Below are 12,889 nucleotides of genomic sequence, written 5' to 3'. Positions count from 1 at the left end.
GCGGCCCTCAGGACTGTGCGTCCACCCGCTCCTGCTTCGCCACAGCATTGGCCTGGGCGACGTCGTAGGTGATGCCGAGCTCCAGGAGACGCTTCGACTCGAGGCGGCGGACCGGGCCGGCGCAGGCGACGGCGACGATCGAGACCACGGCGAGCGCGATCAGGTAGATCGCAATCGGAACCCAGGAGTTGTTGTACTGCGAGAGCAGCCAGGTCGCGATGAGCGGGGCGGTGCCGCCGGCCAGCGCCGCGCCCACCTGGTAGCCCAGGGTCACTCCCGTGTAGCGGACTCGGGTGCTGAAGATCTCCGAGGTCAGCGTGCCGATCGTCGCGGTGACGGGAGGCCAGAAGATGCCCAGGCCGATGATGACCGCGGCGTACAGCGCCCAGTTCATGTGCATTCCGAGGAGCATGAAGAACGGGGCCGCGAAGAGGCCGATCAGCACCGTCCCGGTGATGAACAGGACCGGTCGTCCGGTCGTGTCCGAGAGCCTGCCCATGATCGGGATCATGATCGTGCTGACCAGCGCGCCCGCGCTGACGGCGTTGAGCACCATCGAGCGCTCGAAGTCCAGGATGCCCGTGGCGTAGCTGACCACGAAGGTCGCGAAGATGTAGAACGGGGCGGTCTCGATCACCTTGGCGCCGATGGCCACGAGGACCGAACGCCAGTGGTAGCGCAGCGTCTCGCCGATGGGCAGCTTGGCGACGTCCCCGCTCTCCTTCGCGGCCTGGAACGCCGGGGTCTCGGCCAGCCCGCTGCGGATCCAGAGGCCGACCAACACCAGCACGATGGAGGCGATGAACGGCAGGCGCCATCCCCAGCTTTCGAACATCGCGGTGGGCAGGGAGCTGACGGCCGCGAAGGCGAGAGTCGCCAGGAGCATGCCGATGGTGATGCCCATCTGGGGTACGGACCCGAACAGGCCGCGGCGGTTCTCGGGCGCGTACTCATAGGCCAGCAGCAGCGCGCCGCCCCATTCCCCGCCGATGGCGAGGCCCTGGATGATGCGGCACAGCACCAGCAGCACCGGCGCCAGCAGGCCCACCTGGTCGAAGGTGGGAAGCAGCCCTATCGCCACCGTCGCTCCACCCATCAGTGAGAGCGTGATGACGAGCGTCTTCTTCCGCCCGATCTTGTCGCCGATGTGCGCGAAGATCACCCCGCCGAAGGGGCGGATGAAGAAGGTCAGGGACAGCGAGACGTAGGAGAGCATCAGGGAGACGAGCGGATCGTCCGAAGGGAAGAAGAACCTGTCGAAGACGATCGCCGCCGCGGTGGCGTACAGGAAGAAGTCGAACCATTCGATGGCGCTGCCGCTGAGGCTTCCGATGAAGACCTTGCGGTTGATCGTGGCCTGCCCTTGAGGCGGCTGTGTGCTGGTCATGCTGTGCTCCTTTGTGCAAGGGGTCGTCTGCAAGAGAGGGTCGTCTGCAAGGGGTCGATGCTGAAGCCGTTCGCGCCCCGATCAGAGCGGGCGCGGGCGAGTCGCAGATTCCAGCGAGTGAATATACGCAGAGCGTAATCGGCCCGGGGTCGCCGGCCGGATCAAGAGTGTGAGCGATCGTGGTTAAGGACGTGTTTCGCCTGCGCCGGGTCCATGGACTGGGCGGGATGCCGCATACTTCCTGGTATGAGCCCCTCCACGTCCTCGTCGCGTTCGTACCTCACCCGGCCGATCACCTGGATCGTTGTCGTCGCGGTGATCCTGGTGCTGATCGCGGGCGTGGTGATAGGAACTCGGATCTACGCCTCGAGCCAGAACGACGCCGCACCGGAGGCCTTCGCGAGCTCCACGGCGCTGCCCGACGCGGAGCCCGGTAGCGCCGACGGGTCCTGGACGGTGGCCGACGGTTCGGAGGCGGGGTACCGCGTCGATGAGGTCCTGAACGGGGAGGACGTGACGGTGGTGGGGCGTACGGGCGATGTCACCGGCACTGTCGAGATCACCGACTCGGCGCTCACGGAGGGTCAGGTCCTCGTGGACCTGAGCACGGTCACGACCGACTCGGATCAGCGCGACCAGTACTTCCGCTCGCAGGCGGTGAATACCTCCATCCATGCCGATGCCACGTTCACCCTCGATGGCCCGGGGGACCTGGGTGACCTCGCCGAGTCGGGCAGCGCGACCGTCACCGTCCCCGGATCACTGGAGATCAACGGCACCACACAGCAGGTCGAGGTCGAGCTGCACGTCACCCGCACGCCGGAGGGAACCCTGGCCGTCTCCGGGGCCACTGACCTCACCTGGTCCGACTACGGCGTCGAGGCTCCGGACCTCGGTTTCGTGAGCGTGCAGGAGACGGGCCAGATCGAGTATTCGCTGATTCTCACCGAGGGGTGAGCCGGTCACTCCTGCTCAAGGTTGAAATGGCTCGCCAGCCTGTCGAGCGTGAATTTCTGGCGTAGTTTGCCGGCGCTGTTCTGGTTTGCGAACATGCCCTTCTCCCAGTACGCCTGAGATTTCGGCACGGTGGTCTCCCACCGGACCGGGACGATGTATTCCGAGAATTCGTCCGCAGTGGATGGGTCACCTTGGACGTGCTGATATTTGCCGGTCAGGTCATGGTCCGCCAGCGGGGTCCAGCTCCCCTCGACATTGACCTGAGCGTCGGAGAACGGCACAGCCTCCCCGATGGTCTCACCCACGCCCACGTAGCCGTGCTTGGGGACGTGCACGAAGACTCTCGCGCCGACCGGCAGGCTGCGCAGAGTCCGCGAATACCATTGACCGCCCCCGGCTGATACGAATCCGAACCGCCGGGCGTCCTCCCAGTCCCGCGCGTTATCGTCGCTGAACGTGACGAACCAGTCCTGCCCGTTCCACGCGGCCCGTTTGCTGACCTTGCGCCCGGAATCTTGGTCCGAGGATTCGGCGTCGGAGGCCAGCCACGACCTCGCCAGGTAGCGCCGCTCGCCGTCTTCCAGGTAGGAGAAGAAGACCGCGTTGATCGGTACCCCGAACCCGCGCAGGTAAGTCACGATCCGTTCGGAACTCTCATCGAGGCCGGAGGCCACGATCGTCATGGCCAGGTCCTTATTGAGCTCATCGGGTGCTGGGGCACCGAACAGCTCGCTGAAGGCCTGCTCGAACTCGAGGTTAGTTTCGATCTCCTGGAAATGGCGGTTGGCGAGGTCGATGATGAATTCCCGGTCCAGCCCCGTGGCCCACAAGCCGTAGTCCAGGATCTGGGCGACGACTTCACGAGGTGTGCGATCGCGTTTCAACTCCAGCAGGTGCAGATTCCCGTCGCTATCCATGGCCAGCAGGTCTATCCATTTGTTGTAGGAAGTCCGGACTTGCCTACCGATCACCAATAATTGCTGGCCGAGAAGTGAGGAGTCCTGTTCGAGGAACGATTCCAGTTCTGCTTCCGACGGCAGATGACCAAACGGCAGGCGCCGTGGTTTGTCCTCGTCAAGGCGCCAGACCCCCATTTCAATGGGCATGAATTTCGACCTCCGCATGAATAGACCAGGTATTGACTCTGCTCAAAATAGCCTACGGGGGGTGAACGCCTATTCGGGACGGTCGGCGCTGAGGACACCCAGCCACCACGAGGGGGAGGCGGCGAGAACGGTGCGGGCGGCGGCGTCGGCCTTGCTCAGATCACCGGTCCTCAGCCACTCCTCGATCGCGGCGACCGTGCCCGCCGAGGCGTAGGCCACGAGCATCTTCGCGTGCAGGTCCGCGGGGATCCTGGGATCCGCAGAAGGGGCGATCTGGGGGTGCGCCGCGAGGTGCTCGTGCAGTCCGCCGGCGATGCTGTCGATCAGGACATCTCGGACCGGGCCGATGAGTCGGGAGCCGAGGGCGTTCCGGTAGATCTCCGCGTGCCGCACGATGTGTGCGAGCAGTTCCCGTTCGGCGTCGTCGAAGACGGTGCCGCCTCGGGCGACTGAGGCGGGCAGGCCCGTGGTCGAGCGGGCGATGAGCTCTTGCAGCTCCTCTCCGAGGAAGCCGGCCAGCAGCCGCACCGGGTCCGCGCCGTGCCGGTAGACGGTGTCGCGCGTGACTCCTGCCTCCCGTGCCACCTCTGCGACGGTGATCTGCTCGATCGGCTTTCCGGCCGCGAGCCGGTACATGGTCTCGCGCAACCGGTGACGTGTGCGGAGCTGTCGGGGGTCCATGACTCCATCCTATTTATCAGTCACATGCATTATAGTTGGGGATGCGGGGCAGCCCCGATCAGGCCCCCGCGCTGGCGGGTAATGAGGCCCGTCGGGGGAGCATTCGAGGAGAACCATCATGAAGGCAGCTCGTTTCCACGCTCAAGAGGACCTCCGCATCGAGGACATCGAAGAACCGGTTCCCGGTCCCGGTGAGGTGAAGATCCGCAACGCCTATTCGGGGATCTGCGGTTCGGACCTGCACTTCTACTACGCCCCGGAGGCATCTGGGGTGAACATCAACGAACCTCATCCCATTACCGGCGCCAAGCCGCCGCAGGTCCTCGGTCACGAGTTCTCGGGCACCGTGGTCGAACTCGGTGACGGCGTCGACGGCGTCGAGGTCGGTGACCGCGTGGTGGTCTGGCCGATCTACTACTGCGGGAGCTGCGCGGCCTGCGGGAAGGGCATGTACAACATATGCCGCACCATCGCGTTCCATGGGCTGAGCTCGAACGGGGGAGGCATGGCCGAGTTCACGACCATTCCCGCCTCGAAGGTCCATGTCCTCCCCGAGGGCGTGGATCTGCGAATGGGCGCACTCGTCGAGCCCATGGCGGTCGCCTGGCACGCCGTGGAAGCCAGCGGTATCCAGGCCGGTCAGACGGCGATGATCATCGGCGCCGGGCCGATCGGCATCGGGGTGTGGTTCGCTCTTCGGGCCCACGGTGTCGAGACCGTGATCGTCTCCGAGCCGAGCGATGAGCGGCGTGCCGCGATCGAGGGCGTAGGTGCGGATCTCGTCGTCAATCCCATGGCGCAGGACCTCGCCGCGCGGGTGCAGGAGGAGACCGGCGGTCGTGGCGTGGACGTCGCATTCGACGCCGCAGGCATCGGGCCCGCGCTCAGCGGCGCGCTCACCCAGCTGGCTCCCGGTGGCCGGGCGATCGTCGTGGCGATCCACGAGCGCCCCACCGAGATCCAGCCGACCCAGTTCGTCATGGGCGAGACCGGCATCAGCGGCACCCTCGCCTACTTGCCGGAGGACTTCGACGCCGTCATCCAGGCCATGGCCGACGGGAAATACACCTCCGAGGGGTGGGTCTCCGAGGTCAGCCTGGACGGCGTCGTCGACGCGTTCCACGCATTGCGCTCCGGCCGGCGCATGAAGGTCCTCGTCCGGGCGGACTAGGCCGCCGGCGCTCCGGTGGTCGAGCGGACCACCAGGGTGGGGAACGAGGTGCGCCACTCGGACGGCGCCCCCGGTGCCTCGATCCGCCGCAGGGCGAGTTCGGCGGCGCTGCGTCCGAGGGCCACACCGTCGACGTCGACGGTCGTGAGCGAGGTGCCCGGCGCCTTGCTCAGCGAGCTGTTGTCGTATCCGATCACGGAGACGTCCCGTCCCGGGGTGAGCCCGCGCAGCGCGAGGGCGTCGAGCACGCCCATGGCGGCCTGGTCATTGTGGGCGAAGATGGCGGTGGGCGCGTCGGCGCCGTCGAGCAGTGCCCCCGCGTCCTTCGCAGCGGTCTCCCGGGAGTAGGTGGTCTGGACCACCTGGGGCCGCAGTCCCGCTGCGGCGATGGTCTCCATGTATCCGTGGCGGCGATCCATGTAGCCGTCCGACGGCGGGTTCGCCAGGAACGCGATCCTGCGATGGCCCAGATCGATGAGGTGTTCCGTCGCGGCCCGCGCTCCATGCCTGTTATCGGAGACGACGCTGTCCACGTCCGCGACGCCCCGAAGCACGCACACCATGGGCACGCGCTCGGCGATCGTCCGTACCTCGGTATCGGGTAGCTGCAGCCCGAAGGCGACGACGACGTCGACCCGGCTCTGCGCGAGCGTCTCGAGCGCTTCAGCGTCCCGGCCGCCGTCGAGGGCGCCGACGCCGAGCACTAGATGCTTGTGCGCCTCATCCGCGACGGCGCGCGTGCCTTCGTAGAGATCTGCGAAGAGGTCGTTGTGCAGGTCCTGCAGGAACACGCCCAGGGTGTTGCCGCCGTGACCTGCCAGCCTGGCCGCCACGCGGTTGGGGACATAGCCCAGTTCACGGCCGGCGTGGAGGATGCGTTCCCTGGTCTCGGTGCTGACCCCGGGGCGGTTGCGGTACGCCAGGGACACGAGGGCCCGTGAGACGCCGACGTGTCTGGCCACGTCCTCCATCGTTATCCGCATCATGGGCCCATCCGTTCTCGACAAATACCCTTATTGACTGTACAAACTAGAGCGCTCTAGTCTAGATTCGTTCCATCAGCCGCAGCAAAGGAGCTCACTGATTCTCATGCCTACCTCACCACAGGACGCGCCGCGCGTCGGCATCGCCCCCGATTCCTGGGGCGTGTGGAACGCCGTCGACGACGCTCAGCCGGGACCCGAGCAGTACCTGCGCGAGGTCGCCGAAGCCGGGTACCACTGGACGGAACTCGGCCCGTACGGCTACCTCGGCACCGATCCGGACAAGCTCGCAGACGACCTCGAGCGTCACGGCCTCGCTCTTTCCGCCGGCACCGTCTTCACGGGGCTGCACCGCGGACCCGGAGCCATCGAGGGTGCCTGGGCCGATGTCCGGCAGGTCGCGAGTGTGGTCAAGGCCCTCGGCGGCCAGTACGTCATCACCATCCCCGAGCTCTGGGAGCGTGCGGCCGACGGCGGCGTGACCGGGCATCGCACCTTCGATTCCGGCGAATGGAGCAGCTTCCTGGCCGGTCACGACGAGATCGGCCGGCGACTTCTCGAAGAGTTCGGGCTGCGCCAGCAGGTCCACTCGCATGCCGAGAGCCCGATCGGCTCCTATCGTGAGGTCGTCCGCCTGCTGGAGGGCACCGATGAGCGCTACACGAATCTCTGCCTGGATACCGGTCATCTGGCCTACTACTTCGGCGACAACGTGCGGCTGATCCGCGAGCACCCGTCCCGGATCGGGTACCTGCACCTCAAGCAGGTCGACCCCGACTACCTCGCCCACGTGCTCAAGAACGACATCTCCTTCGCCGAGGCCGTCGCCGAAGGCGTCATGGTCGAACCACCCCATGGCGTGCCGGGATACGGGCCGGTGCTCTCCGAGGCCGCTCAGCATACCCCCGGCATCTTCGCCGTCATCGAACAGGACATGTATCCGGTCGGAGACTTCTCCAAGCCCCTGCCGATCGCCCGCCGGACGCGCGAGTACATCGAGGGTTGCGGGGGACCTGCCAGGTTCCGGTGACGTCCGCGCATAAGCTGTCGCGCTCTAGTTCCGGTGGTCGATCCACACTTCTCTCTTCTCCTGCATCTTCGTCGCAGTTCCTCCTCCATCTCTTCATCCGTTCCCTTCCCGTTCCATGTACAAATTCCCGTTCCACGTACAAAGGAGTCCTCCCATGACCACTGCCCCCATCCGCGTCGGCGTCATCGGTGCCGGAATGGCCGGCCAGGCCCATGCCTTCGGCTACCGCAACGCCATGATGTCCGTGGGATCCGAGATCAACGTCGATCTGGTGACCATCGCAGACCCCAACCTGGCCCTCGCCGAATCGGTGGCGCGGCGCTACGGGTTCCGCAACGCGACGGCGGACGTGGACGCACTGATCGACAGCGACGTCGATGCGATCAGCGTGGCCCTGCCCAACTTCCTGCACGCCGAGATCCTGCCGAAGGTCATCGCCTCGGGTAAGCACCTGTTCGCCGAGAAGCCGATCGGCTGCACCCCCGGGGAGTCGGCATCGTTGCAGGCACTCGCCGAGCAGTCCCCGGCCGTGACCGGCGTCGGCTTCTCGTTCCGCCGCCTCCCGGGTCTCGCCGCGCTCGCACAGGCGGTCGGCGAAGGACGTCTGGGGGAGATCCATACGGTTCGCGGTTCCTACTACGCGGATTACGCGGCCGACCCCGCCGGCGCGCTCTCCTGGCGTTACTCGCAGGAGCAGTCCGGGGGAGGGGCGCTGCTGGACATCGGCGCGCACGCGATCGACGCTCTCCAGTTCGTTGCCGGTCCCATCGGCGAGGTGCTCAGCGCCACGCTGCGCACCGTGATCGCCGAGCGCCCGATCCCCGTTCAGGGGGCGATCGGCCACGGAGCATCGACCTCGACGGAGACCGGCCCGGTCACCAACGACGACACGGCTCTGCTGAACGTGGGGTTCACGGGCGGGGCCGTTGGACAGATCGCGCTGAGCAGGATCGCGACGGGCACCCCGAATGCCCTGACCGTGGAGGTCATCGGCACCCGGGGGAGCGGGTCGTTCAACTCGATCTCCTCGGGAGAGTTCCACCTGTTCGAGGACGGCGCGGTCGATGCCGCCTACAACGGGCCGCGCCGGATCTTCACGGGCCCGGCCCACCCCTACTTCACCGACGTCGCGGCCATGCCCGGCGCCGGTGTGGGCACGGGCTACGCCGAGGCCTTCACCGCTGAGATCCAGGAGTTCCTGCGCTCTGTCTCATCGGGCCGGCAGATGGACACCGATTTCGCCACGGCCACCGAAATGATGAACGTCGTGGGTGCCGCGCTCGAGTCGAGCCGACTCGGTACCGGCGTCGCGGTAGCGCCTGCCCGATAGGCGCCCATCCGTATTCCGCTAGCCAGGGACCGCGGCAGAACGCTCACCGAACGTCCCAGGCCAGCGCCTTGATCGTGTGCGAGAACGCGCACACCGGCAGCCGATCGTCAGTGCCGACACCGCTGCCAGCTCTATCACTCAGACGAGGGAGTCATCATGAGTTCCGAATTACCCACTCCGGCGGGGACCAAACTCCCGCCGCTGACGGACGGTCCCCATCGCAAGCGCCTGGGCATCGTCGCCATGATCGCCACCATCGGCGGGCTGCTGTTCGGCTACGACACCGGCGTGATCAACGGCGCCCTGCGCCCCATGTCCGAGGAACTCGGCCTCACGCCGCTCACGGCGGGAGTGGTGACCAGCTCGCTGCTGTTCGGGGCGGCCTTCGGTGCCATCTTCGGCGGCAAGCTCTCCGACGCTAGAGGTCGTCGCAGCACCATCCTGCTGCTGTCGCTGGCGTTCCTGGCCGGCACGATCATCGTCGTCGCGGCCCCGAATTTCGGCATCATGGTCATCGGCCGTATTGTCCTCGGCCTCGCCGTGGGCGGGGCGTCCACCGTGGTGCCGGTCTACTTGGCGGAGCTCGCACCGTACGAGATCCGTGGCTCCCTGGCGGGCCGCAATGAGGTGATGATCGCCGTCGGTGCCTTCGCGGCCTTCGCCGTGAACGCCCTCATCGGCAATCTGTGGGGACACATGGACAGCGTGTGGCGCATCATGCTGGCGATCTGCGCGATCCCCGCCGTCGGGCTGTTCGTCGGCATGCTGCGCATGCCGGAATCCCCGCGGTGGCTGGTGGAGAAAGGTCGTCACGACGAAGCACTCGCCGTGATGAAGACCGTCCGCCCCGAGGATCGGGCGATCGCCGAGCTCGGGGACGTCGAGCACGTGGCCGAGGAGGAGGAGAAGCAGCACGCCATCGGGCTCAAGGCCGTCTTTGAGAACAAGTGGCTGGTCCGGATCCTGCTGATCGGCATCGGCGTGGCCGTCTTCCAGCAGCTGACCGGTATCAACACGATCGTCTACTACGGCCAGACCGTCCTGATCCAGGCCGGCTTCGATGCCAACGCCGCGCTCATCGCGAACGTGGTCCCCGGGCTCATCGGCGTGGTCGGCAGCATCGTGTCGCTCTACCTGATGGACCGAGTCAACCGCCGGACCATGTTCCTCACGGGATACGGCCTGGTCACCCTGTGCCACATCCTCATCGGCACCGCGGCACTGGCCCTCCCGGACAGCACCGCCAAGCCGTACGTCATCCTGACGCTGGTCGTCCTGTTCGTGGGCTCCATGCAGACCTTCCTGAACGTCGCGACCTGGGTGATCCTCTCGGAGATCTTCCCGCTGCACATGCGCGGGCTCGGCATCGGAATCGCCGTGTTCTGCATGTGGATCGCGAACGCGACCCTGGGCCTGTTCTTCCCGACGCTCGAGGCGGCCATGGGACTGTCGGTCTTCTACCTCCTGGCCGCGTTCAACTTCGTTGCGCTGCTCTTCATGCTCAAGCTGCTGCCGGAGACGCGAGGCCGTACGCTCGAATCCATCGAGGTGGGCGTGACGACCGGCCAGATCTACATAGTCAACAAGTAGCCGCACGGCATCTGCCAGGTGCCCCGGCCCGATCCGCGCAGTACGGGCGGGTCCGGGGCCCGGGCGGATCCGCACGACAAGGGGCATTATGACGACGACTCACTCCGCCGACGGCGCTGTGCCGCTGGATCGTGTGTGGCCCGACGAGTTCTTCACCGACCTCGACCACAACTGCCCTGTTCCCCTCTACTACCAGGTATCCACCCGCCTCGAGCGGGCCATCTGCGACGGCGATATCCCCGCGGGGGCACGGCTCGAGAACGAGGTCGCCATCGCCCAGCGCCTGGGGGTCTCCCGCGCGACGGCGAGGAGGTCCATCCAGGCGCTCGTCGACAAGGGCCTGCTCGTGCGCCGGCGCGGCATCGGCACCCAGGTGGTGCAGGGGCAGGTGCCGAGGCCTCTCGAGCTCTCGAGCCTCTACGACGAGCTCAAGGACACGGATCATGCCCCGGCTACCCGGGTGCTTCTTCATGAAGTCCTTCCCGCGACCGGGCCCATCGCGGAAAGACTCCGGGTCCCGGAGGGCGACGACGTGCTCCACATACGTCGCCTGCGGACCTCCGACGGCGGCCCGGTCGCGATCCTCGAGAACTATCTGCCCGGCGGTTTCCTCGATCTCAGCGCTGGGGAGCTCGCTGCTCAGGGGCTCTACCAGCTGTTCCGCGCACGCGGCGTCGCGATCCGCGTGGCCAATCAGGCCGTCAGCGCCAGGCTCGTCGACGCGGAGGAGGCCGACCTGCTCGGCATCGCGTCCGGCGACCCCGTCCTCACGATGGAGCGCATCGCCTTCGACGACCCAGGAGACGTGGTCGAGTACGGCACCCATTGCTACCGCCCGGACCTGTACGCCTTCGAGACCACGCTGGTCGCCAAGTGACCTGACCTTCCTGCGGAGATGTCCGCGCAGACGGGACTAGATCCAGGGATGTTTTTCTCCCCCTCACATCCGGCGGGGGGAAGGGGAGAATGCAGGCATGGCTGGCGATACGAAGATGAACGAGCTCGGCACGTTCCTCAAGACCCGCCGGGGCGAGCTCACTCCCCGTGATGCGGGGCTTCTGGAGGGCGCCGGTGCGCGGCGAGTCGCCGGGTTGAGGCGGGAGGAAGTGGCGCGGCTGGCCTCGATCAGCACCGACTACTACACCCGTATCGAACAGGGCCGGATCAGGGTCTCCGCACCGGTCCTCAACACCCTGGCGGACGTGCTGAAGATGGACGAGGACCAGCGCCGCTACCTGTTCAGTCTCGCGGGCAAGCCCTCGAGGCGCGCTCCCCGGCGGACGACGCAGAAGGCCCAGCCGCAGCTGCAGCGTCTTCTCGACGATCTCCCGACCACCCCGGCGATCGTGATGGGCCGCAGGATGGACGTCCTGGCCTGGAACCGGCTCGCGGCAGCGATGATGGTCGACTTCGCACAGATCCCCGCCAAGCAGCGCAACTACGTGCGGATCCTGTTTACTCACCCGGTCATGCGCGCCCTCTACGCCGATTGGGAGTCAGTGGCCCAGACCGCGGTAGCGCAGCTGCGCATGGAGGCGGCGAAGTACCCCGACGATCCCCGCCTCACTGCTCTTGTCGGTGAACTGTCCGTGCAGGACCCCCAGTTCAGGCAGTGGTGGGCCGCCCGGGCGGTCAAGAGCCTGACCACCGGCACCAAGACGCTCAACCACCGGGTGGCCGGCGAGCTGGTGCTCGACTGGGACACTCTCGTCGAAGCCCACGACGCCGAGCAGCAGCTCGTGGTCTGGACCGCGCCACCGGAAAGCCCCACCTACGAGGCACTGCGCTTCCTCGCCTCATGGGCCGCCGGGGATGAGGAGGACGTGTACCTCGATCACGGAGGACATGAGACCCACCCGCACAAGAAGGAGTACGCCGAATGACGAACAGGCCATTCATCTTCTGCCACATGCTCACCTCTCTCGATGGAAAGATCATCGGCAAGTACATGAGCACCCCGGAGGCTTCGGCCGCAGGCGGCGTGTTCTACGACCTCGCGTTCGGCGACACCCCGCACTACCGCCACCAGGGGTGGCTCTCCGGGCGGGTGACGACGGACGACAACTTCACCCATTACAAGGAACCGGCTCTCGACGAGAACGCCGCGACTGTGCCCGAGGGCGACTACGTGGCCGTGACGGACGCGGGGAAGTACTACGTCTCGATCGACCCGTCCGGGAGGCTCGGGTGGGAGAGCCCGGATCTGAGCTACCGCGATACCCGGGCGCACGTGCTGGAGGTTCTCACGGGGAGGGCCGGCAACTCGTACAAGGCGTTCCTGCGCCGGCTGGGCATCTCATACATCGTCGCAGGCGAGGATGAGCTCGACTATGACGTCCTCCTGGACAAGCTCAAGGAGAGCTTCGGGATCGAGACGCTCATGCTCGGCGGGGGAGGCGTCCTGAACTGGTCGTTCGTCCAGGCCGGGTACTGCGATGAGATCAGCGTCGTCATCGCCGCCGCAGCGGACGGGGCGTCGGACAGCCCAGCGCTGTTCGAGACCGCCGGCCGCACCTCCGATGCTCCGAAGGGCTTCCGCCTGATCAGCGCGGAAGTGAAGGACGCGGGGAGCTTGTGGCTGCGCTACGGCGTGGACAACGACGACACTGACAACAACACCGACGACAACACCGACGACAACGAGTAAGGATTGA

General features: G+C 66.6%; 12 protein-coding genes. 8 read left to right on the top strand and 4 right to left on the bottom strand.

Annotation, left to right across the window (positions count from 1 at the left end; translation table 11 throughout):
* Positions 1–7: 7 nt before the first annotated feature.
* Positions 8–1,387, bottom strand: coding sequence for an MFS transporter (locus FCK90_RS06940; RefSeq protein WP_158033569.1), 1,380 nt, complete (start codon positions 1,385–1,387; stop codon positions 8–10).
* A 246-nt stretch (positions 1,388–1,633) separates the two neighbouring features.
* On the opposite strand from FCK90_RS06940, the gene FCK90_RS06935 reads away from it, so the two are divergent.
* On the top strand, positions 1,634–2,344 hold the full coding sequence (locus FCK90_RS06935) for a YceI family protein (RefSeq protein WP_181954225.1): 711 nt from the start codon (positions 1,634–1,636) through the stop codon (positions 2,342–2,344).
* Positions 2,345–2,349: 5 nt separating this feature from the next.
* Here FCK90_RS06935 and FCK90_RS06930 read toward each other — a convergent pair whose 3' ends face one another.
* Together FCK90_RS06930 and FCK90_RS06925 are read right to left on the bottom strand one after the other, a co-directional pair.
* A complete protein-coding gene (locus tag FCK90_RS06930) occupies positions 2,350–3,450 on the bottom strand; it encodes a PDDEXK family nuclease (RefSeq protein WP_158033567.1) in 1,101 nt (366 codons plus the stop codon).
* A 69-nt stretch (positions 3,451–3,519) separates the two neighbouring features.
* Entirely contained in the window at positions 3,520–4,131 is a 612-nt protein-coding gene (locus tag FCK90_RS06925) for a TetR/AcrR family transcriptional regulator (RefSeq protein WP_158033566.1), read from the bottom strand.
* 118 nt (positions 4,132–4,249) lie between these two features.
* Between FCK90_RS06925 and FCK90_RS06920 the strand changes: the two genes are divergently transcribed.
* Positions 4,250–5,302: a 2,3-butanediol dehydrogenase gene (locus tag FCK90_RS06920; RefSeq protein ID WP_158033565.1), complete on the top strand. Its 1,053-nt coding sequence runs from the start codon at positions 4,250–4,252 to the stop codon at positions 5,300–5,302.
* Here the strand turns inward: FCK90_RS06920 and FCK90_RS06915 are convergent.
* Positions 5,299–6,273 (bottom strand): LacI family DNA-binding transcriptional regulator, encoded by a 975-nt coding sequence (locus tag FCK90_RS06915; RefSeq protein ID WP_246180063.1) that lies wholly within the window; start codon positions 6,271–6,273, stop codon positions 5,299–5,301. The genes FCK90_RS06920 and FCK90_RS06915 overlap by 4 nt on opposite strands.
* Positions 6,274–6,391: 118 nt before the next feature.
* On the opposite strand from FCK90_RS06915, the gene FCK90_RS06910 reads away from it, so the two are divergent.
* From FCK90_RS06910 to FCK90_RS06885, 6 genes are all read left to right on the top strand, one after another.
* The gene (locus FCK90_RS06910; RefSeq protein ID WP_158033563.1) at positions 6,392–7,315 is read left to right on the top strand and encodes a sugar phosphate isomerase/epimerase family protein; all 924 of its coding nucleotides are present in this window, start codon (positions 6,392–6,394) and stop codon (positions 7,313–7,315) included.
* A gap of 154 nt (positions 7,316–7,469) precedes the next feature.
* Entirely contained in the window at positions 7,470–8,645 is a 1,176-nt protein-coding gene (locus FCK90_RS06905) for a Gfo/Idh/MocA family protein (protein WP_158033562.1), read from the top strand.
* Positions 8,646–8,801: 156 nt separating this feature from the next.
* Positions 8,802–10,235, top strand: coding sequence for a sugar porter family MFS transporter (locus FCK90_RS06900; protein WP_158033561.1), 1,434 nt, complete (start codon positions 8,802–8,804; stop codon positions 10,233–10,235).
* Positions 10,236–10,323: 88 nt separating this feature from the next.
* Entirely contained in the window at positions 10,324–11,112 is a 789-nt protein-coding gene (locus FCK90_RS06895) for a GntR family transcriptional regulator (protein ID WP_158033560.1), read from the top strand.
* A gap of 97 nt (positions 11,113–11,209) precedes the next feature.
* Positions 11,210–12,118 (top strand): helix-turn-helix domain-containing protein, encoded by a 909-nt coding sequence (locus tag FCK90_RS06890; RefSeq protein WP_158033559.1) that lies wholly within the window; start codon positions 11,210–11,212, stop codon positions 12,116–12,118.
* Entirely contained in the window at positions 12,115–12,882 is a 768-nt protein-coding gene (locus FCK90_RS06885; RefSeq protein WP_220433292.1) for a dihydrofolate reductase family protein, read from the top strand. The genes FCK90_RS06890 and FCK90_RS06885 overlap by 4 nt, the downstream gene beginning before the upstream one ends.
* Positions 12,883–12,889 lie beyond the last annotated feature (7 nt).

This window comes from Kocuria coralli (genome assembly GCF_008831305.1).
Classification (GTDB): domain Bacteria; phylum Actinomycetota; class Actinomycetes; order Actinomycetales; family Micrococcaceae; genus Kocuria; species Kocuria coralli.
The sequence above is the reverse complement of the archived record's forward strand: the minus strand, read 5'-3'. Positions and strand labels throughout refer to the sequence as shown.

What these genes read in the sequence shown, in the direction of transcription:
- FCK90_RS06940 (WP_158033569.1), bottom strand. Translation starts at nt 1,387, where the DNA reads ATGACCAGCACACAGCCGCCTCAAGGGCAGGCCACGATCAACCGCAAG.
- FCK90_RS06935 (WP_181954225.1), top strand. Translation starts at nt 1,634, where the DNA reads ATGAGCCCCTCCACGTCCTCGTCGCGTTCGTACCTCACCCGGCCGATC.
- FCK90_RS06930 (WP_158033567.1), bottom strand. Translation starts at nt 3,450, where the DNA reads ATGCCCATTGAAATGGGGGTCTGGCGCCTTGACGAGGACAAACCACGG.
- FCK90_RS06925 (WP_158033566.1), bottom strand. Translation starts at nt 4,131, where the DNA reads ATGGACCCCCGACAGCTCCGCACACGTCACCGGTTGCGCGAGACCATG.
- FCK90_RS06920 (WP_158033565.1), top strand. Translation starts at nt 4,250, where the DNA reads ATGAAGGCAGCTCGTTTCCACGCTCAAGAGGACCTCCGCATCGAGGAC.
- FCK90_RS06915 (WP_246180063.1), bottom strand. Translation starts at nt 6,273, where the DNA reads ATGGAGGACGTGGCCAGACACGTCGGCGTCTCACGGGCCCTCGTGTCC.
- FCK90_RS06910 (WP_158033563.1), top strand. Translation starts at nt 6,392, where the DNA reads ATGCCTACCTCACCACAGGACGCGCCGCGCGTCGGCATCGCCCCCGAT.
- FCK90_RS06905 (WP_158033562.1), top strand. Translation starts at nt 7,470, where the DNA reads ATGACCACTGCCCCCATCCGCGTCGGCGTCATCGGTGCCGGAATGGCC.
- FCK90_RS06900 (WP_158033561.1), top strand. Translation starts at nt 8,802, where the DNA reads ATGAGTTCCGAATTACCCACTCCGGCGGGGACCAAACTCCCGCCGCTG.
- FCK90_RS06895 (WP_158033560.1), top strand. Translation starts at nt 10,324, where the DNA reads ATGACGACGACTCACTCCGCCGACGGCGCTGTGCCGCTGGATCGTGTG.
- FCK90_RS06890 (WP_158033559.1), top strand. Translation starts at nt 11,210, where the DNA reads ATGGCTGGCGATACGAAGATGAACGAGCTCGGCACGTTCCTCAAGACC.
- FCK90_RS06885 (WP_220433292.1), top strand. Translation starts at nt 12,115, where the DNA reads ATGACGAACAGGCCATTCATCTTCTGCCACATGCTCACCTCTCTCGAT.